This window comes from Deltaproteobacteria bacterium (genome assembly GCA_016875395.1).
Classification (GTDB): domain Bacteria; phylum Myxococcota_A; class UBA9160; order UBA9160; family UBA6930; genus VGRF01.
Window position 1 is genome coordinate 199,209 of record VGRF01000002.1, and the last position, 19,605, is coordinate 218,813.

Here is a 19,605-nt window from a genome sequence, read left to right on the forward strand (position 1 = left end):
CGGACACTCACGGCATCGCTGCGCCCACCGTCGCGCGCACCGGAATGCCCGTCGCGTCGAAGTGTTCGAGGCAGCGCACGTTCACGCCGTAGAAGTCGGGCGTCACGCGCTTGCAGTGGAACGGGTAGATCCCGCACACGCGGCAGAAGTGATGCTTCGCGGTGCGCGTGTGGAACTGGTACGTCGCGAGCTCGGCTTCGCCTGAGAGCAGCGTGAACGCGGACTCGTGGACGCGCACCATCAGCGCGCCCTTCATCGCGCAGATCGAGCAGTCGCACGTCGTCAGCTCGGCGAAGTCGGAGCGAATCTCGAAGCGGATTGCGCCGCAGTGACAACGCCCGCGCACGCTGCGCTCGGCGCTCCTCACGGGGCCACCCTGCAGCGCTCGAGCCACGCGCGCGGCGATACGACCTGCGCGCCGAAGCGCCGCGCGCGGTCCTTCACCGGCCGGTCGCCCGTAACGACTGCAACGCCGCCCGGGTCATCCGCGCCGCGCATCGCCTTGAGCAGGAACTCGTCCGCGTCCTTCGCAAACACCACGCGCAGGAGCGCATCCTCGGGCGCTTCGCTCTCGCCCGCGGGTCGCGCGCCGTCGAACACCACACACACGCGCTCGCCGCGCGCTGCGAGCTTCGCCGCCTCGGCCACCACGAGCTTGCGGCGCTCCTCGCTCCACCACGCTTTGCGGTCGCGACCCCGTAACAAGTGCGCGTGCAGCACGTTGTAGCCGTCGACCAGCCAGAGCGTGATCGCGAGCTCGGCTCCGCTGTTCAAGCGCTGCTCTCCGCGAGCGCCGCAGCGATTTCCGCAGCGAACACTGCGCCGAGGTCGCGCAGCTTCACCTCGCCGATGCCGCGGATGCCGCGCAGCTGCTCAACGCGCGTAGGCTTCACCGCGGCGAGCTCCTGCAGCGTGCGGTCGCCGAAGATGAGATAGGGCGGCACGCCGCGTTCGGCTGCGAGGCGGCGGCGCAGTGCGCGCAGGCGCTGGAAGAGCGCGTCGTCGTAGTCGGGCGTCGCGTCGGCGCTCGCGCTCGGCGCGCGCGTGCGCTTCGCCTTTGCGGGCGCGAGCGGCAGCGCGAACAGCGTCACCGGCACGCGCGCCTTCATCGCTTCCACACCGGACTCGGTGAGCGAGAGCGTCGGGAATTGCCCATCGGCCACGCGCAGGTGCCCGGCCGCGACGAGCTGGTCGATCCAGTGGCGGATTTCTCGGTTGTTATGGGCCTTCAGCAGCCCGAACGTCGAGAGCTTGTCGTGGCCGGCGGCGCGCACGCGCTCGGTGTCGCCGCCGCGCAGAACGTCGGCGACGTGCTGCGCGCCGTAACGCTGCGCGCAGCGCGCGACGCAGGAAAGGATCATCTGCGCGGTGCGCTGCGAGTCCGCGTGCACGGCGAGCTCTTTCAAGCACACGTCGCACGCGCCGCAGCCGTCCGGATCGCCTGCCCACGCTTGCCCGAAGTGCTCGACCAAGAACCTGTGCCGGCACGTCGCGCTCGTGGCGAAGCCGTACATCTCGCTCAGGCGCTCGAGCGCGAGCGCTTGCTCTGCGGGGTCGACCGGCGCGCCGGCGGCCTCGGCCTCTTGCGCGCTGCGTTCGGCGAGCGAACGCCAACCATAATAATCGGCGCCGGCGTAGAGCATCACGCACTCGCTCGGGAGACCGTCGCGGCCCGCGCGCCCCGTCTCCTGCGCGAACTGCTCGACGCCCTTCGGCATCGCCGCGTGCACCACGAAGCGCACGTCCGGTCGATCGATGCCCATGCCGAATGCGACCGTCGCCACGATCACGTCGATCGCTTCGGACAGGAAGTGATCTTGGTTTCGCTTGCGCACGCCGTCGTCGAGGCCGGCGTGATAGGGAAGGCACTTCACGCCCTCGCGCGCGAGCGACGCGGTGAGCGAGTCGACGTCGCGGCGGCGCTGACAGTACACGATGCCGGCCTCGCCCGCGTGGCGGCGGATCACCCCTAACACCTGCGCCGCACTGTCGCCGCGCGGCGAGAAGCGGTACGTGAGATTCGGGCGATCGAAGCCGCCGACGAGCTCCACCGGGTCGCGCAGCCCGAGCTGCAGCGCGATGTCGCGGCGCACCTGCGGCGTCGCGGTGGCCGTGAACGCGTGCACCGGTACGTCGGGCCGCAGCGCGCGCAGCTCGCCGATGCGGCGGTACTCGGGCCGGAAGTCGTGGCCCCAGTGGGAGATGCAGTGCGCCTCGTCCACCACCAGCGAAGCGAGCCCGTACTTCGCGAGATCGTCGAAAAAGCCGGGCATCACGAGCCGCTCGGGCGCCACGAACAGCAGCTTCACCGCGCCGCTCTCGAGCTTCGCCTGCGCCGCGCGCTTCGCCGCGAAGTCTTGCGCGCTCGTCAGCATCACCGCTTCGACGCCGCTCTCGACGAGCCCGGCGATCTGGTCCTGCATCAACGAGATGAGGGGACTGATCACGAGGGTGAGCCCGCTCCGCAGCAACGCGGGCGCCTGATAACAGAGGCTCTTCCCGCCGCCGGTCGCGAGCACGACGAGCGAATCGCGCCCCGCGAGCGCGGCCAGCATCGCCTCGGCTTGATGCGGGCGCAGCTCGGCGTAGCCCCAGACGCGCAGCACGAGCGCGCGCAGCGCGGCGAGCCGCTCCGCGGCGCCCGCAGGCGAAGCGTCGCGCGCGAACAACTCGAGCGAGCGCGTCATCGCGCGCGCCCCGCTGCGCCGGTCTCGCCGCGTTCGCCCCTCATCGGGCGCCATGGTAGGCGTGCTCGGCGGCGCTCGCGTCAGGTCATCGTGAAGAGCGCGCGCAGAGCGGACATCAGCGAGACGTATCCGCCCGCGATCGCGACGCTCGCGCCGACGCCGCGCCAGAGGCCCCGTGCACGCGACCGCGGCGCGGCTCGCGGCGCTCGGCATCGCGGGGCGCTCGCATCATCGAGCCGCCGAAATCGCCGCCTGCGCGGAGCGACGCTCGCCAATCGGACCGTCTGCGTCGCCCGCTCGTTCTCGTAGACCGCACTCGCCATCGCGTACTCCTCGGTGGTAGGGACCGAGACGAGTCTGCGAGCCCGGTGTGACAGCGGCGGTCACAACGGCGCAGAGACCCCGCAGTCGGACCGCGCGACTTCCGCGCGGGATGGCGGCCTCTTTCGAGCGAATCACGTCATCGAGGGAGGCGAGCACCACGGGATTTCCGCGAATCGAGCTCGACCGCGTTCCGCCGAAGGTCGTCGTAGCCAGTCGTTCCTGCCGGTATGAACGTCAGGTCGAGATCGCTCAGCGGCAGCGCGCGTCCCCAACAGCTCTCGCTACCGCTTCAGGAACGCGACGACTTCGCTCGCCACGCGCGCGATCTGCTCGCCCGTGAGCTCGGGGTAGATCGGCAGCGCGAGTGTCTCGCGCGCGAGCGCTTCGGCGACGGGGAGTGCGCTCGCGACTTGCCCGCCGCCCGCGAAGCAGGGCTGGAGATGGAGCGGGCGCGGGTAGTACACGCTCGTGCCGATACCGAGGCTCGTGAGGTGCGCGCGCAGCGCGTCGCGGCGCGCGGCGGGCACGCGCACGACGTATTGGTTCCACACGTGGCGCGGGCGGCGCGGGATGCGCGGGCGTGCGCAGCGACAGTCCGCCCTCCGCGAGGGGCACGCCCGAGTCCGCGGCGCCCGCGTCGCGGAACCGCGCGCGCGTCGTTCCACGCAGCGAGGTGCGGCAGCTTCACGCGCAGCACGGCCGCTTGCAGCGTGTCGAGGCGCGAGTTGATGCCGACCTCGTCGTGCGCGTACTGCTGCGCGCCGCCGTGAGCGCGCAGGCGGCGCAGCCGCTCGGCCTGCGCGGCGTCGCTCGTCGTGAGCGCGCCGCCGTCGCCGTAACAACCGAGATTCTTCGTGGGGTAGAAGCTGAAGCACGCGATCGCGTCGCCGCCCACGCGGCGTCCGCTCGCGTCTTCGGCGCCGATCGCCTGCGCGGCGTCGTGCACCACGTGCGCGCCAGCCGCGCGGATCGCAGTGATCAGGTCCGGCGCGCAGGCTTGCCCGAACAGATGCACGGTGATCACGGCCTTGACGCGAGGCGCGCCGTGCAGCGCGCGTGCGAGCGTCTCCGGCGTCATGTTGAAGGTGGCGGCGTCGACGTCGGTGAACACGATGCGCAGGCCGAGCCGCGCGATCGATCCCGCCGTGGCGAAGAACGTGTAGGCGGGGCACGCAACTGCGTCGCCGGGGCGCAGATCGAGCGCCATCAGCGCGAGCAGCAGCGCGTCCGAGCCCGAGGCGCAGGCGACGGCGTGCCGCGCGCCGCAAAACGCGGCGAGCTCGCGCTCGAGCTGCGCGACCTCCGGGCCGAGCACGAACTTCTGCTCGCTCAGCACCTTCTGGATCGCGGCGCCGAGCTCGTGCTGCAGCGCCTCGTACTGCGCCTTCAGGTCGAGCTGCGGAATCGGGTCGGCCATCGTCGTGGGACGATAAGCGCTCTCGCGCGCGAGAGCGCGTTCGCGCTGGATTTCTCGCGAACGCGAGCGCCGCTGCTCGAGATGGACTGGGCGTCAGCGCGCACTTCCGACACCGACGGGTGTAGGCTGCGCCCCGCTTTCGTGGAGGTGCCCCGTGCTGCTGCAGCCGCGCGCGATTCGTGCGCTTCGCCTTGTCGCCCTCGGTCTCGTGTTCTGCGCCCTGATGGGCTCGACCCACTGCGGCCCGCAGCCGATCGCGTTTCTCGCGCCACGCGCGGATCAGCTCTCGCTCGCGGGCGCACCCCTTGCGTTCGAGATCGAGGCGCCCGCGGGCGCTTCGCTCGCGCAGTTCACGCTCACGCTCGACGGCGCACCCGTCGCGCCGCCCGATCTCGCGCTCGCGAACGGGCGCGTCAGCGGCACGCTCGCGGGCCTCGCCGCCGGCTGGCACGACCTCGCGGCGAGCTTCGCGCTGCCCGAGGCGCAGTTCTCCGGCAGCGCGCGCTTCGAGCTCGCCGCGCTGACGAATCCCGACGAGTGCGACGTGCTGAACGACGTCGCGTGCCTGCTCCCGTTCCCGTACTCGCGCTTCCTCACGCGCGCGCGCACGCGCACTGGCTATCGCATTCAGCTGCCGCCCGCGCATCTCCTGCCGCAGTTCGGTGGAACGTCTCCGAACCCGAGTGACTACGCGCAGAACGACGGCTTCAGCCCCACCGCACAGGTGCTGATGCACTTCCCCGGCGGTGTCGACCCCGTGCTCTCGGACGCGCCGCGCATCGATCCCGCGACGCGCACGTACGACTCGCGCGGCCTCGAGGCCGACAGCCCGACGCTGCTGCTCGACGCCGAGACCGGCGAGCGCATCAACCACTTCATCGAGAACGACTCGCGCGCTCGTAACAAGTCGCGCGTGCTCACGTTCTTGCGCGCGGGCGAGAGCCTCGTGCCTGGGCGCCGCTACCTCGTCGCGGTGCGCAATCTCGTGAACGCGAGCGGCGCGCCGGTGCAGGCGGAGCCCGCGTTCGCGGCGATTCGCGACCGCCGCCCGAGCACGATCGCGGCGGTGACGCAGCGCGCGGAGCAGCTCGCGCCCGTGTTCGAGCGCCTCGCGCGTTTCGGCGTCGCGCGCGAAGAGCTGATCCTCGCCTTCGACTTCGTGGTGATGAGCGACCACTCGCTCACGCGCGACATGCTGCGCATGCGGCGCGAGGGCTTCGCGTGGCTCGACGCGCAGCTCGGCGCGGGCACGCCGCCGTTCAGCGTGACGAGCGTGACCGACGTGAACCCCGGCTGCGCAGATCCGAACCTCGCGACGTGGCGCCGCATCCAGGGCACGTTCGAGGTGCCGCTCTATCTGCAGGGCGATCCGTTCACCGCCGCGAGCACGCCCACGTTAATGCGCCGTACGCCCGAGGGCGCGCCGCTCGCGCAGGGCACGACGCAGGCGCCCTTCGGCGCTGCGATTCCGTGCACCGCGTTCCGCAACGGCGCGGCGCTGCCGGGCCTCGTGATCGGCCACGGCCTGTTCGGCACCGGCGTCAGCACGGTGAGCTCGCTCACGGCCGCGCGCGAGCTCACCAACTTCGACTTCATCTCGGTCGCGACGAACTGGAGCGGGTTGTCCGGGCCCGACGTCGCGGGTCAGCTCGACACCACGTTCATCTACCAGCTGATCGTCGACCCCTCACTCTTCCCCGCGCTGCCCGATCGCCTGCGCCAGGGCCAGCTCAACACGCTGATCCTCACGCGCCTGCTCGCGACGGGCGCCTTCAACGGAGATCCGGCATTCCAGCTGCCGGCGGGCGGCGGCGCGATCGACACGTCGCTGAAGCCGTACTACTTCGGCGCGAGTCTCGGCGGCATCATGGGCACGATGTTCGCGGCGCTGACTCCCGACGTGGACAAGCTCAACGTCGACGTCCCAGCGATCAACTTCTCGCTCCTGCTCCATCGCGCGACGCCGTTCATCCAGTTCGAGCAGCTGATCACGCTCTTGAATCGCGACGCGATGGATCAGTCGATCGGCCTCGGCCTCCAGCACGAGCTCTGGGTGCGCGGCGAGCCGGCGGGCTACGCGACGCACGTCACGCGCAACCCGCTGCCGAACACGAACGTGAAGCAAGTGCTCGCGACCGTGGCGCTCTACGACCACCAAGTCTCGAACCTCGGCTCGCAGCTGCTCGGCCGCACGCTCCGCCTCGGCTCGCTACCGGGCTCGGTGATGCGCGATCTGCCCGGCCAACCCGACCTGACGGGCGCGCAAGACTCCGGCTACGTCGTCTACTCCACCGGCTCGTTCGACCCTGACAACCCGCAACACACGCCGTTCATCCCGCCGATCTTCAACGACCAAGTGCAGCAGTCGAAGTGCGACCCGCACGGCCGCCGCGGCTTCATTCCCGCCTCGGTCGCGCAGCTGACGACCTTCTTCACGCCGGGCGGGAAGCTCGTGAACTTCTGCACCGACAACGGGCTGTGCGACGCGTCCGAGGCGAACGAGTGGCCGAGCGGAGTGGCGCCGTGCGATCCGCTCTCGTGAAGACGGCGCGAGTGATTTTCCGAGCGACGGCGCGTACTTGGCACGCCTGAATTTCGAGACGCTTCGCCTCGATTCGCCCACCTCGCTTGGCTACACAGTGCGCCTTCTTCGCCCTGGGAGGGATGCGCTTTGGTGGATGTCGTACGCCATGACGTCGTGATCGTCGGCGGCGGTGCTGCGGGCCTGCGGGCCGCGATCGCTGCCTGCCAGGCCGATCCGACGATCAGCGTCGCTCTGGTTTCGAAGGTCTATCCGATGCGCAGCCACACCGTGTCCGCGGAAGGCGGCGCGGCGGCGGTGCCGCCCAGCTCGAAGGACGACAGTCTCGAGAAGCACGCCTTCGACACGGTGAAGGGCTCGGACTTCCTCGGCGACCAGGACACGATCCAGTACTTCGTGCAGGAAGCGCCCAAGGAGCTGACGCTGCTCGAGCATTGGGGCTGCCCGTGGAGCCGCAACGCCGACGGCAGCGTGTCCGCGCGCCCGTTCGGCGGGATGCAGACGCCGCGCACGTGGTACGCGACCGACAAGGTCGGTTTCCACATGCTGCACACGCTGTTCCAGACCTCGATGAAGTACGACCGCATCGTCCGCTACGACGAACACTTCGTGACGAAGTTGTTAGTGGACGGCGGCAAGTGCGGCGGCGTCGCGGCGCTCGACATGCGCACGGGCAAGATGAAGGCCGTGCTCGGGCGCTCGGTGATCATCACGACGGGCGGGGCCGGGAAGATCTGGCCGTTCACCACGAACGGGAACATCAAGACCGGCGACGGCATGGCGATCGCGTATCGCGAGGGCGTCGCGCTCAAAGACATGGAGTTCGTGCAGTACCACCCGACGGGCCTGCCGGGCACGGGCATCCTGATCACCGAAGCCTCACGCGGCGAGGGCGGCTACCTGATCAACTCCGAGGGCGAGCGCTTTCTCACGACGCGCGACTACGGCGTCGGCACCAAGGCGGAGCTCGGCCCGCGCGACATGATCTCGCGCGCGATCATTCTCGAGATCGAGGCGGGCCGCGGCATCGAGGTGCCGGGCAAGATCGGCAAGTACGCGAATCTCGACCTGCGCCACATCGGCAAGGAGAAGCTCGAGGCGCGCCTGCCGTTCGTGCTCGAGCTCGCGCGCACCTACGCGAACACCGACCCGGTGACGCAGCCGATTCCGATCCGCCCGGTGCTCCACTACATGATGGGCGGCGTCGACGTGAACATCGACGGCGAGACGATCGTCGGCGGCCTGTATGCCGCGGGCGAGACGGCCTGCGTCTCGATCAACGGCGCAAACCGTCTCGGCTCGAACTCGCTCACCGAGTGCTTGGTGTTCGGCGCGCGCTCGGGGCGCCATGCGGTGGCGCGCGCGAAGGGCGGCGTCGCGCTCAGCGAGGCGCCGCTGCTCGAGCAGGTGAAGACCGAGGGCGCGCGACTCGACGCGCTGCGCGCGAGGAAGCGCGGCAGCGAGACGCTCGCGGGCATCCGCCACGACATGAACGCCGCGATGGAGGCCGGCCTCGGCGTCTACCGCATGCAGGACACGATGGACAAAGCGGTGCGCGACATCGCGGAGCTGAAGCGCCGCTACGAGCAGGTGAGCCTCAGCGACACGAGCAAGGTGTTCAACACCGAGCTCACGACCGCGCTCGAGCTCTCGAACCTGCTCGACTGCGCCGAGGCCGTCGCGACGGCCGCCGCGCAGCGCAAGGAGTCGCGCGGCGCCCACGCACGGCGCGACTTCCCGAAGCGCGACGACGCGAGCTTCCTGCACCACTCGCTGGTTTATTACGGCGGGAACGCCCCGCGCTTCGCCACGAAGCCCGTGACGATGGGCGTGTGGGTGCCGGAAGAGCGGAAGTATTAGGCGAGGCCGGGATCTCGATGCACCGATCGAAAGCAGCTCGGGAAGCCGCAAGCCGGCCAGCGGCGCAAAGCGCCGCAGTCGGCGCGCGGTGAGCCGAAGGCGAACGGAGAATCGCAACAGATGGCGCAAGTGAAGAAGACTCTGATCGTTACGCGCTTCGATCCCGACAAGGATCAAGCGCCGCGCACGCAGAAGTACGAGATCTCGATCGAGGACGACGCGAAGGTTCTCGACGCGCTGAATCAGATCAAAGACCACGTCGACCCGACGCTCTCGCACCGCTGGTCGTGCCGGATGGCGGTTTGCGGCAGCTGCGGCATGAACGTGAACGGCAAGCCGAAGCTCACCTGCAAGGATCCGATCTCGGCCTACGGCGACGTCATCGAGGTCACGCCGCTCGCGAGTTTCCCCGTGGTGAAGGACCTCGTCGTCGAGCTCGAAGGCTTCATGGACAAGTTCAAGAAGGTGAAGCCTTGGATCATGGTGGCGAAGGAGCGGGCGGTGGAAGCCGGCCCGACCAAGCAGTCGCCCGACGAGCTCGCCGACTTCAAGCAGTTCAGCATGTGCATCAACTGCATGCTCTGTTACTCGGCATGCCCCGTCGTCTCGAACGAGCCGGACTTCCTCGGGCCCGCCGCGATCGCGATCGGGCACCGGTACAACCAGGACACGCGCGACGAAGGCGCGCGTGAGCGCAACGAGATCTTCCGCGACGACGGTGGCGTGTTCTCGTGCTCGTACGCGAACGAGTGCAGCGAGGTCTGCCCGAAGCACGTCGATCCGTCGGCGGCGATCCAGCAGGCGAAGCTCAACAACGTGCTCGACTGGGCCAAGAGCTTCGTCGTCCCGCGAGGAGGCAAGTGATGCACGCGAGACCGCGCCTCGACGCGATGCGCCCGAAGAAAGAAGGCGCGACCCGCACCGCCGATCCGCGTCCGCCGGATCGCTTCCCGTTCGGCGGCAACTACGGGCCGTACCTGTTGTTCGGCAGCTGCGGCGCGTTCCTGCTGTTCACCTCGCTGATCGCGATCGAGTTCGTGATGGCGCTCGGCGGCGGCCAGGCAAAGTACGAAGCGTTCATGTCGCGCATCCAAGGCGGCGCCTATCGGGCGTACTTCTGGATCGCGCTCGTCGCGCTGATCTGGTTCACGGTGCGCTTCTTCCGCCTGTTCCCGAAGACGCAGCCGTACCGGCTCGGGCCGTTCAAGCGCCCGCCGGACGCGGTCCTGCTCACCGGCCTGCTCGGCGCGTTCGTCGTGCTCAACCTCGCCGTCGCGGTGATTCTCGGAGGCGTGCTCGGATGAAAGCGCTGATGCTCAAGCTCGAGCCCTTGATCTGGCTGCTCTTCGGCGCGGGCATGATGGTGGGCGGCTTCGTGCTGCCCGCGTTCATCGCGACCGTCGGCCTCGGCCTGATCGGCAACGAGGCCGCCTACTCCTACGACCGCATGTACGCGTTCTTCTCGAACCCGATCGCGAAGCTGGCCGCGGTCGCCGCGATGGCGCTGCCGCTCTGGGGCGGCGTCCACCACCTGCGCCACGTGTGGATCGACTTCGGCGGGTTGAAGACGGACGGCATCGTCGGCGGACTGCTCTACCTGCTCGCGCTCGGCGGCAGCGTCGCGGCGATCGTCGCGGTCGTCACGCTGTAAGCCGCTGCGCATGGCGAGCAATCCCGGCAGACCGCTTGCTGGGCTGAGGATTCTCGACCTCACGCGCGTCGTCGCGGGTCCGTTCGCGACCGCGATCTTCGCGGACCTCGGCGCCGAGGTGATCAAGATCGAGGCGCCGCGCACCGGCGACGACTACCGCGCGGGCCCGTCGCCGCCGGGGCAGACCTCGCTCTCGTTCCAGAACAACAACCGCGGCAAGCGCTCCATCACGCTCGACGTGCGCACGTCTGAAGGGCGCGAGTTGTTACTGAAGCTCGTCGACCGCGCCGATGCGCTCGTCGAGAACTTCCGCGCGGGCTACCTGGCGAAGTGCGGCCTCGGCGCGGACGTGCTGCAGGCGCGCAATCCGCGCCTCGTGGTCGCCGCGATCAGCGGCTTCGGGCAGACCGGGCCGCGCGCCGGCGAGCCGAGCTACGACATCGTCGCGCAGGCGACCGGCGGCCTGCTCGCGATGACGGGCTTCCCCGACGCCACACCCGTTCGCGCAGGCGGCGCCACCGCGGACTTCGTGGGCGGCCTCTACCTCGCGCTCGGCGTGGTCGTCGCGCTGCTCGAGCGCGAGCGCACCGGCATTGCACGCGTGCTCGATCTCTCGAACCAAGACTGCATCTTCGCGATCGCCGATTCCGCCGCGACGATCTACGCCGGCATCGGCGCGAAGATGGAGCGCGTCGGCAACGCGCACCCGTTCACGTCGCCGTACGACTGCTTCGCCACGAGCGACGGCTTCGTCGTAGTGGGCACCGCCAGCAACAAGCTCTTCCGTAAGCTGTGCGAAGGCATCGCGCGCCCCGAGCTCGGGCGCGACGAGCGCTTCAAGAGCCACCGCATGCGCGCCGCGAACCGGCCCGAGCTCACCGCGATCCTCGCCGCGTGGATGCGCGCGCGCAGCTGTGACGAAGTGCTCGCCGCGCTCGGCCCGCGCGGCGTCGACGTGCCCGTCGCGCGCGTCTCCTCGCCGCACGAGCTGCTCGATGACCCGCAGCTCGTGGCGCGCGGCATGATCGAGCGCCACCCGCACCCGCAGCTCGGCGAGGTCGTGTTCCACGGCAACGCGCTGAAGCTCTCGGGCGCCGTACCGCGCGAGCGCGCGCTCGCGCCGGAGCTGGGTGAAGCGAACGGGGAAGTGTTCGGCGAGATCGGCGTGACGGCGGGGGAGTTGGCGGGGCTGAGGGAGCGTGGGGTGGTGTGAGGTGAGCGAGAGCGCCGACCCTTCCCCGATCGGGAAACTGTGGCGTGACTACCAGCGCATGTACGCCGCGGCCTACCGATTCGCGCCGCTGCTCGGCGGCAAGTTCCTCGACTCACCGGAGTCGTTCGCGCAGACGCACATCGCCGGCCTCGCGATGTGCAACTTCATGAGCGTTTTTTTCTCCTCGACGCTTTGGACTGGGTCGGCGAGGTCGGAACTCTCGTAACCGTCGTGCTGGAGCCACTCGTCGCATTTGTCGGCCACTACGTCTTGTTCGGTCGTGACCGCAGTCGCGAGATCGCTCGGCGATTCGCCAAGGATCGCTTCGGCGGCGTGCTCGTGATCTACACGGCGCTGAGCGCGGCTGGGTTCGCGAGCTTCCTCGCTCTTGCTCGGAGTGTGAACGCACCCTGAGAGTGGCGCGCCGTTCACGGCTCCACGCTTCGGAGCGCGCGCTTCGCGATTTCGTGGTACTCGGGGCCGAGCAGCAGCCGCGCCTGCCAGAGATCGAACGCAGCCTTTGCGCCTTGGGGAGCGGTCGGATCGCTCGCGTCCTCAGCCAATGGCTTGAAGCCGCCAAACAAAAAGCACGGCTCGCCCTTCGCGAACCCTTCCCTTCGCACGTTCCAGCCGAGATAGACGCCTCGCTTCTCCTCGAGCGCCCACAGCCGAATGCCCACGGCGTCGTTCCCATCTGCGTCCGTCTTCGGCACGAGCGGGTCCCACCCCTCTCCCACCACCGCTGGCGGCACGCGCGCGTAGTCGACGCGCTGCACGTTGTTAGGTCGCGGCTCGTTCGCAGCCGCCTCGCGCAGCTCGCCTTGCGCGAGGCGCGGCCACACGCTCGCAGGCGGCTCGGCCTCGCCGCGCACCCACCGCTCCATCGCGACGACGAGCGCGCGGATCACGGGCGAGTACTTCACCGGGTTCGCGGGCAGCTCGCACCAGGGCGCAGTCATGCCCGGCGCGTGCGAGGCGCCGGCGATGAAGTACGCGCGCACGTTCTCCGGGAACGCGACGTCGTGGCCGGCGCCGTCCGTGCCCACGAGCGACGCGCCGGCCTGCCAGAACTCGGCGCTGGTGTCGACGTGCATCAGCTTCGGGCACGATTTCGTCTCGCCGCAGCGCGCGAAGATGCCGTCGCGCGCGCTCGTCACGGGATCGGTCGTCACGGCGTACGTGAACGGAAACTGGTTGCCCGGCACGCGCTGCTCTTCGTGCGCGCGCGAGAAGCGTCCGGGCTGGCCCCAGCGCCAATTCGTGTAGGTCTTGCGCGAGCCCGCGATCACGGGGAGCACGCCTTCGAACAGCGCGCGGCCCTCGCCGTCGACGTGGAAGCCCTGCCACAGCAGGTCGCGCAGGTAGCGGCCCGACTGCGAGAAGCCGATCGCGAGCGCGCGCTTCACTTCGCCCGCGAGTGGATTCGGCGTTCCGCGCGCGTCGGTCTTGGCGAAGCGCAGGAACGAGATCACGTCGCGCGTCGCAGCGAAGCCGAGGCCCGTAACAAGCGGGTCGCGAGCGGTGTAGACGATCTCGTAGATCGCACCCGCGTCCATGTCCGAGGGGCGGTCGATCTCGAGCGTGCGCGCGTCGATCACGCGAATCGCACTCGCATCGAGCATGCGCGGCGCGTCGGGCTGGCGCGCACGCACGCTCACGCTGACCTGCGGCGCCTCGACGCTCGCGAGCGCATATGGGAGCGCGATGCGCGCGGGCGTCGTGGTGTGATCGAACACGATCTCGAGCTGCACCGGGCCCGAGATCGGCGCGTCGCCATCGCGCGCGATCGGAAAGCGCGCACTCATCAGGCCGGGGCCGACGACGTCCGCCTGCCAACCGATCCACACGAGCGTGAAGCCGCGCTTCAGCGCGAAGCCGTTGCCCGGGTCGCTCGTGCCGTCGCTCGGCTCGCCCGGAGTGAACGAAACCGCCGCGTCGTTGAGCGACGCCATCGCCGCCTTGCGCCCGCGGTTCAGCACGTCGAGCAGCAGCGTGCCGTTCGCGCGCGCCGCGTCCTTCGGGCGCAGGATCACGACATCCGTGTCGTACGCGATGCGACCGCGCGCATCGCGCGGCGCGAGGGCGAGGTCCACGATTCCCGAGCTCGCCGCGTGCGCCGGGTCGACACTCACGTGCGCGACCGCCTCGATCTTCTCGTACGCGCCCGCCTCGCCGAATGCCGCACCGCCGAACGCGTCGCCACGCGCGCGAATCTCGAAACGCTCGACGCGCGCGGCCGGCGCCTCCGCCTCCGCGAGCGCAGCGAACATCAGCACAGCGAGTGCAAACCTGAGCCTCACGGCGTCACCTCGAAGATCAGCGCGTGCGCGTCGTTGTAGATCAGTCGAAAGCGCGCATCGCGCGCGAGCCCGAGCGCCATGGTGCGCTCCGCAGCGCTCTTCTGCACGAACACGAAGCGCGCGCCGAAGTCGCGCGCCACGATCGTGTGCGCGTCGCTCGCGTCCCAGCGGTAGACGCGCAGCATCTTCGCGAAGAGCTAGGGGTCGAAGCGGTACAAGAAGATCGGATCGAGGGCCTCGATGTACGTGCCGTTCGGGCGGTAGTAGTAAAGCGGCGCGAACGGGATCCAGAAGTTGTGGTAGACGACGTCGCTCGGCTGCGCGCGGCGATCGAGGAACGCGATCGCGGGGCGCAGCTTCTCGGCAGGCGCTTCCGCCGCCGCGATGCGCGCGGGGAGCGCGGGCAGCGTTCGCGCAGCGCCGAGCGCGATGCAGAGCGCCAGTGCGCCGCCGAGCGCTGCGCAGTGTCCGCTCCGCAACAACTCGCGCGGGCGGGATTCGCCGAAGCACTCGCTCGCGGCGCGCCAGGCGGCGAGCACGGCGACGGGCACGAGGAAGAACGCGAAGCGATTCGCGAGCCCGCACGCGAGCAGCAGCGCCGCAGCGAAGCCGAACAGCGTGAGCGCTTCGCTGGACGGCGGCGTGACGCGCCAGCGCGCGAGCAGCGCAGCGCCTGCGGCGAGCGCGCCCGCCCACACGGGCCACAGTTGCAAGATGCCCGCGAGCGAGATCGGCATCAGCTCGCTGCCGAACACGTCCGGCGGCACGTCGGCGCGCGCGCCGGAAACGCTGCGCGCCACTTCAATCGCCTGGTCGAAGGCGATCGAGAGGTTGTTGGGGAAGTAGGGATGCAGCAGGGACGCGGCGATGATTCCGAGCGCGATGCCCGCCGCCGGCTTCCACGGCAGCGGCTGCCCACGCATTCGCGACGCGAGCGTGTGGGCGATGGGCAACGCGAGCAGCGTGAGGAACGAGGTGTGCGCGAGCGTGTGCGCCGCGGCGACGAGCGCGAGCGTCTTCCAGCGCCCCTCGAGCACGAGCACGATCTCCACGAGCAGCAAGGCGAGGCCTAACAGGTGTGGACGCACCTTCACGAGGTGCAGCCAGATCCACGGCTCGCTCGCGGCGAGCAAGAGCACGGCCGCCCACGCGAAGCGCACCCGCAGGCGCGCGAGCGCGAAGCCGAACGCGCCGAGCACGAGCGCGCCGAGCGCGAGCGCCGCGCGCTTCGCGCCGGGCACCGAGGCGTTCTCGCCGACGAACGGGATCAGCGCGACGTGAAAGAGAAAGTCCTTGTCGCTGTAGCGATCGCGCCAAGTGCTGAATGCGGTCTGCGGGAACTCGCGGCGCACGCCGTGCTCGGCGAGCTGCTGCGCCGCGCGCGCGTGGAAGTAGCTGTCGCCGTCGTAGAGGCGCGGCGATGCGAATTGGAAGTGCGCGAGCGCGGCAAAGAAGAGCAGCAGCGCGGCGCCGAGTGCGATGCGGTCCCGCGCGGTCGGCGACGGCGTCGTCACTTCGGCGTCGTACTCGCGGCTGGCGTCGGGTCCGCCCAGTGCACGACGACGGGAATGCGCGCCGGCAACTGCCTGTCTGGCCGCGCCTCCACGAACTCGCGGAACTCGTCGAGCTGCAATCCCGGCGGCTCGCTCCAGAACGACGCGCGCTGGGTCGTCCAGAGCAGCTCGGGCCCGAAGCCGGCCAGGTGTGCGGCGCGGAGCTCCGCTCCGGACCCGGTCTCGGACGGCTCGCACAGTCCTTGCGTCTTCGCGTCGTCTGCGAGCTTCGCGAGGATGGCGTCGCGAATTCGCGCCTCGCGCTCGAAGGTCGAGAGCCACTCGCCGCGCTCCAGTGCGCGCTGGATCTCGAGTGCGTAGAGGAGGGCGAGCGCGAGCTCACAGGGGCCGCCGCGCTCCGGGTCGTGCTCGATCGAGACCGCGAGATCGCGCTCCGGGCGCTGCACCACCAGCGCGAGCTCCGCGAGGAACTCGCGGCGCGCGGTGTCGATCGCGGCGTCGACCTCGGCGCTGGGAACGCCGAGACGCGTGGCGCGCATCTTCACGAAGTCGGTACCGAGCAGCGTCAGGAACGCGCGCGTCTGCAGAGGCTCGCCGCTCGGATGCGTGCCCTGATAACTCGCCTGGATGCCGTCCACCTCGCCCCACTTCGTCGACGCGCGCGACACCTCCTCGAGCTCGAGAGCGATCTTCCACTCGTTCTGCCCCGCGGCGTACTCGACCTCGCGCTTGGTCTGCTCGTACTGCGCCCAGAGCGCGTCCGCGACCGAGACCTGGCGGGGCAAGTTGAGTGCGGAGAACACGTAGAAGTCGAGGCGCAGCGCGGGGTCCTCACCCGCGTAGCTCGCGCCGAAGCCGGCCTCCGCTTCCGCAATGTCCGAGCGCCGGGCGAGATCGAAGGAGCCGACGCGAGCGGGCAGCGCGTACTCGGCGCTCGAGGTGCGCACCGCCGGGGCGCGCTGCGCTGAGGGCGCCGCGAGCGGCGAAGCGCACGCGAGCGCGAGGCAGAGCGGGATCAGGGCGACGAGTCGAGGCACGCGCGCATTCTGCCACGCGCGCGCGGCGGCGGAGCGCGCGTTCAGCCTGCCTTCAGGCGCGTGAAGCGATGCGCGACGATCGCGCTGACCGCTCGCAGCGCGTCGCTCGCGCGGATTTTCTTGCCCTCGCGGTAGCTGCGCGCGCGGTAGCGGATCGGCACTTCGTAGAAGCGAGCGCCGGTGCGATGCAGCTTGGCGGTGAGCTCGGCCTCGATCGTGAACGTGGCGGCCGTGAGGTGCAGCGGCTTCACGAGCTCGGCGCGCATCGCTTTGTAGCCGGTGTAGAGGTCGGTGAAGTTGGTGTTGTAGACGACGTTCGCGGTGAGCGTGATCAGCTTGTTCGCGAGCGTGGTCCAGAAGTAGTTGACGCTGTGCTCGGCGCCGAGGAAGCGCGAGCCGTAGACGGCGTCGGCGACGCCGGCCTCGATCGGCCCTAACAAGCTCGGGATGTCGCGGGGCGAGTACTCGAGGTCGGCGTCTTGGATCACGAGCACGTCGCCGCTCGCGAGCGCGAATCCGGTGCGCACCGCCGAGCCCTTGCCGCGCGGGCGCTCGTGACGCGCGCAGCGAACGCGCGAGTCCGCGGCGGCGAGCTCCGCGATCACGCGCGGCGTCGCGTCGCTCGAGCCGTCGTCCACGATCACGACCTCGAGGTCGTACGCAGAGAGCGCCTCGCGCACCGCGTCCACCACGGCGCGCAGCGTGCGCTCCTCGTTCAGCGCTGGAATCACTACCGAGACGCGCAGCGGGCGGGACGTCATGCGCCGCGAGAGTTAGCAGGACGCGAGACACGACAGGACGCGAGCGGGCGAAAGCGGACAGATCGCGGAGCCAGCGTCAGACGCAAAATCCGCGATTCCGCCGCGCGACGACGTCCCGCCCTCACTCCGGCAGCGCGAAGGCGACGTAGCGGTCGCCGCTCGGGCGGCCGAGCTTGCTGCCTCCTGCGGCGATCACGACGAATTGGCGGCCGGCGGCCTCGTAGACCGCGGGCGTTGCGAAGCCGGCCGCGGGCAGATCGGCTTCGTAGAGCAGGGCGCCACTCGCCTTGTCGAACGCGCGCAGCTTCGCGTCGGGCGTGCCCGCGATGAACACGAGCCCGCCCGCGGTGACGACGGGCCCGCCGTAGGTCTCGGCGCCGAGGCCGCGCATGCCGCGCGCGAGCGCCTCGGGGTAGTCGCCGAGCGGCACCTGCCACGCGATCTCGCCGCGCGCGAGGTCGATCGCGCTGAGCGTGCCCCACGGCGGCGCGATCGCGGGGAAGCCGTCGGGATCGAGGAACTTTCGGTACCCGGCGAGCATGTAGCGCGGGAACATCGCGCCGCTGGGCACGTCGCTGGCGGGCGTTTCCTCGATCCGCGCGGGACCGAGCGGCTCGAACAGGTACCAGAGCAGCGCCGCCATCTCGGCGTTCCCTAACAACGGAAGCGCCGGCATGCGCCCGCGTCCTTCCTGCACGATGCGCCGCACCTCGAGCGCACCCAGGCGCTCGCCCAGATCAGTCAGGGCCGGCACGCCGCCGCCCCCCTCGCGCTGAAGGCCGTGGCAGCCCGCGCACAGCGAGAGGTACGCCGCGCGGCCGCCGCTCCCGAGACCCGCGACGCGCGGTGCTCGCGCCATCTGGATCACGTAGGGAACTTCCTGCGAGTTCACGTACAGCAGGGAAGTCTCGGGATCCCAGGCGAGCCCGCCCCATTCCGCACCGCCATCCATGCCGGGCAGCAGCGCAATGCCCGCTTCGCTTGGCGCAGCGAACGGCTCGCTGCTGGAGAAGGCACGGAGCTGCGCGAGCACGGCGGCGTGCGCCTCGGGCGTGCGCTGAGTGAGGTCGCTCTCGCGCACGTGCTGGCGCGCGAACGGCGGCGGGCGCTCGGGCAGCGGCTGCGTCGCCGCGAGCTGCTCGCCTTCGAGCGCGCTCGCGGGCGCGGGCACTTCGCGAATCGGGAACAGCGGCGTGCCGCTCTCGCGCTCGAACACGAACACGTGGCCGCTCTTCGTCGCCTGCGCCACGGCGTCGATGCGCCTGCCGTCGCGCTCGAGCGCGATCAGGTTCGGCGGCGCGGGCAGGTCGCGGTCCCACACGTCGTGGCGCACGACTTGGTAGTGCCAGCGCCGCTCTCCGGTCGCTGCGTCGAGCGCGACGAGCGAGCTCGCGAAGAGGTTGTAGCCGCGCCGATCGCCGCCGTAGAAGTCGTAGGTCGCGGAGCCGGTCGGCACGAACGCGATGCCGCGGGCTGCGTCGACGCGAATTCCCGCCCACGAGTTGGCGCCGCCGGCCGTGCGCCACGCCTCGGCGGGCCACGTCTCGTGTCCCGCTTCGCCGGGCTGCGGGATCGTGTGGAACGTCCAGCGCAGCGCGCCGGTCTTCGCGTCGAACGCGCGTACGTGGCCGGGCGAGGCGTCACCGAGCTCGGAGACTCGCCCGCCGATCAGGACGAGATCGCGGTAGATCGCGGGCGGCGTCGTCGCCGCGACCCACTGCGCATCGGCGTCGCGCCCGAGCCCTTCGCGCAGATCGACGCGGCCCGCGTCCCCGAAGCTCTCGATCGGCTCGCCGGTGCGCGCGTTCAGCGCCCACAGCGCAGCGCCTGCGCCGAAGAACACGCGCTCGTCCTCGCCGTCGGCCCAGAACGTGAGGCCGCGGCTCGGCGCGAGGCCGGGCCGCTCGCTTGCCGCGGGATCGAAGCTCCACAGCTCCGCGCCGGTCGCGGCATCGAGCGCGAACGCGCGCAGCGAAGGCGAGACGCCGTAGAGCACGCCGTTCACCACGAGCGGGTTGGTCTGGATCTGCGCGCACTGCGAGACGCCGCCGGCCGCGTACTCCCAGGCCACGCGCAGCTCGCGCACGTTCGTGCGATCGATCTGCGCGAGCGGCGAGTGCTGTCCGTCGTTCAGGTACGTGCGCCACTCGTGCGAAGCCTCGGCGCTCTTCGCGCGCGCGCCCTCGAACGCGGCGGCGCCCGTGCTGCGATGCGACGCGGCGCCGCCGCAGGCGAGCGCGAGGGCTGCGAGAGCCGTGGGAGGCACGAAACGCAAGCGGCGCACGCCGCGACACTAATT

General features: G+C 70.4%; 16 protein-coding genes. 6 read left to right on the top strand and 10 right to left on the bottom strand.

What is annotated here, in order from left to right; genetic code table 11:
• Positions 1-7: 7 nt before the first annotated feature.
• The 4 genes from FJ091_02700 to FJ091_02715 all read right to left on the bottom strand — a co-directional run bounded on the left by FJ091_02700 (position 8) and on the right by FJ091_02715 (position 5,074).
• Positions 8-367: a GFA family protein gene (locus tag FJ091_02700; protein MBM4382258.1), complete on the bottom strand. Its 360-nt coding sequence runs from the start codon at positions 365-367 to the stop codon at positions 8-10.
• Complete coding sequence (locus tag FJ091_02705; GenBank protein ID MBM4382259.1) at positions 364-774, bottom strand: NYN domain-containing protein; 411 nt, start codon at positions 772-774, stop codon at positions 364-366. Before FJ091_02705 ends, FJ091_02700 begins: the two co-directional genes overlap by 4 nt.
• Positions 771-2,687: a RecQ family ATP-dependent DNA helicase gene (locus tag FJ091_02710; protein MBM4382260.1), complete on the bottom strand. Its 1,917-nt coding sequence runs from the start codon at positions 2,685-2,687 to the stop codon at positions 771-773. Before FJ091_02710 ends, FJ091_02705 begins: the two co-directional genes overlap by 4 nt.
• 605 nt (positions 2,688-3,292) lie before the next feature.
• On the bottom strand, positions 3,293-5,074 hold the full coding sequence (locus tag FJ091_02715; protein ID MBM4382261.1) for a DegT/DnrJ/EryC1/StrS family aminotransferase: 1,782 nt from the start codon (positions 5,072-5,074) through the stop codon (positions 3,293-3,295).
• Between the two features lie 2,028 nt (positions 5,075-7,102).
• Between FJ091_02715 and FJ091_02720 the strand changes: the two genes are divergently transcribed.
• The 6 genes from FJ091_02720 (at position 7,103) to FJ091_02745 (ending at position 11,920) form a co-directional block, all read left to right on the top strand.
• Positions 7,103-8,830, top strand: a complete 1,728-nt coding sequence (locus FJ091_02720) for an FAD-binding protein (GenBank protein MBM4382262.1) — start codon at positions 7,103-7,105, stop codon at positions 8,828-8,830.
• Between the two features lie 120 nt (positions 8,831-8,950).
• Positions 8,951-9,694 (top strand): succinate dehydrogenase iron-sulfur subunit, encoded by a 744-nt coding sequence (gene sdhB / locus FJ091_02725; GenBank protein MBM4382263.1) that lies wholly within the window; start codon positions 8,951-8,953, stop codon positions 9,692-9,694.
• On the top strand, positions 9,694-10,134 hold the full coding sequence (locus FJ091_02730) for a hypothetical protein (protein ID MBM4382264.1): 441 nt from the start codon (positions 9,694-9,696) through the stop codon (positions 10,132-10,134). The genes sdhB and FJ091_02730 overlap by 1 nt, the downstream gene beginning before the upstream one ends.
• Positions 10,131-10,481, top strand: a complete 351-nt coding sequence (locus FJ091_02735) for a hypothetical protein (protein ID MBM4382265.1) — start codon at positions 10,131-10,133, stop codon at positions 10,479-10,481. The genes FJ091_02730 and FJ091_02735 overlap by 4 nt, the downstream gene beginning before the upstream one ends.
• 10 nt (positions 10,482-10,491) lie before the next feature.
• Positions 10,492-11,694, top strand: a complete 1,203-nt coding sequence (locus tag FJ091_02740; protein ID MBM4382266.1) for a CoA transferase — start codon at positions 10,492-10,494, stop codon at positions 11,692-11,694.
• Position 11,695: 1 nt separating this feature from the next.
• Entirely contained in the window at positions 11,696-11,920 is a 225-nt protein-coding gene (locus FJ091_02745; protein ID MBM4382267.1) for a hypothetical protein, read from the top strand.
• A 202-nt stretch (positions 11,921-12,122) separates the two neighbouring features.
• Here FJ091_02745 and FJ091_02750 read toward each other — a convergent pair whose 3' ends face one another.
• From FJ091_02750 to FJ091_02775, 6 genes are all read right to left on the bottom strand, one after another.
• Positions 12,123-13,994, bottom strand: coding sequence for a hypothetical protein (locus tag FJ091_02750; GenBank protein ID MBM4382268.1), 1,872 nt, complete (start codon positions 13,992-13,994; stop codon positions 12,123-12,125).
• On the bottom strand, positions 13,991-14,179 hold the full coding sequence (locus tag FJ091_02755; protein MBM4382269.1) for a hypothetical protein: 189 nt from the start codon (positions 14,177-14,179) through the stop codon (positions 13,991-13,993). Before FJ091_02755 ends, FJ091_02750 begins: the two co-directional genes overlap by 4 nt.
• A gap of 12 nt (positions 14,180-14,191) precedes the next feature.
• Complete coding sequence (locus FJ091_02760) at positions 14,192-15,508, bottom strand: hypothetical protein (GenBank protein MBM4382270.1); 1,317 nt, start codon at positions 15,506-15,508, stop codon at positions 14,192-14,194.
• Positions 15,505-16,545, bottom strand: a complete 1,041-nt coding sequence (locus tag FJ091_02765; GenBank protein MBM4382271.1) for a hypothetical protein — start codon at positions 16,543-16,545, stop codon at positions 15,505-15,507. The genes FJ091_02760 and FJ091_02765 overlap by 4 nt, the downstream gene beginning before the upstream one ends.
• 41 nt (positions 16,546-16,586) lie before the next feature.
• On the bottom strand, positions 16,587-17,306 hold the full coding sequence (locus FJ091_02770; protein MBM4382272.1) for a glycosyltransferase family 2 protein: 720 nt from the start codon (positions 17,304-17,306) through the stop codon (positions 16,587-16,589).
• A gap of 121 nt (positions 17,307-17,427) precedes the next feature.
• Positions 17,428-19,572 carry a PQQ-binding-like beta-propeller repeat protein gene (locus FJ091_02775; GenBank protein ID MBM4382273.1) on the bottom strand — a complete coding sequence of 715 codons (2,145 nt, stop codon included), beginning with the start codon at positions 19,570-19,572 and terminating at the stop codon, positions 17,428-17,430.
• Positions 19,573-19,605: the final 33 nt, after the last annotated feature.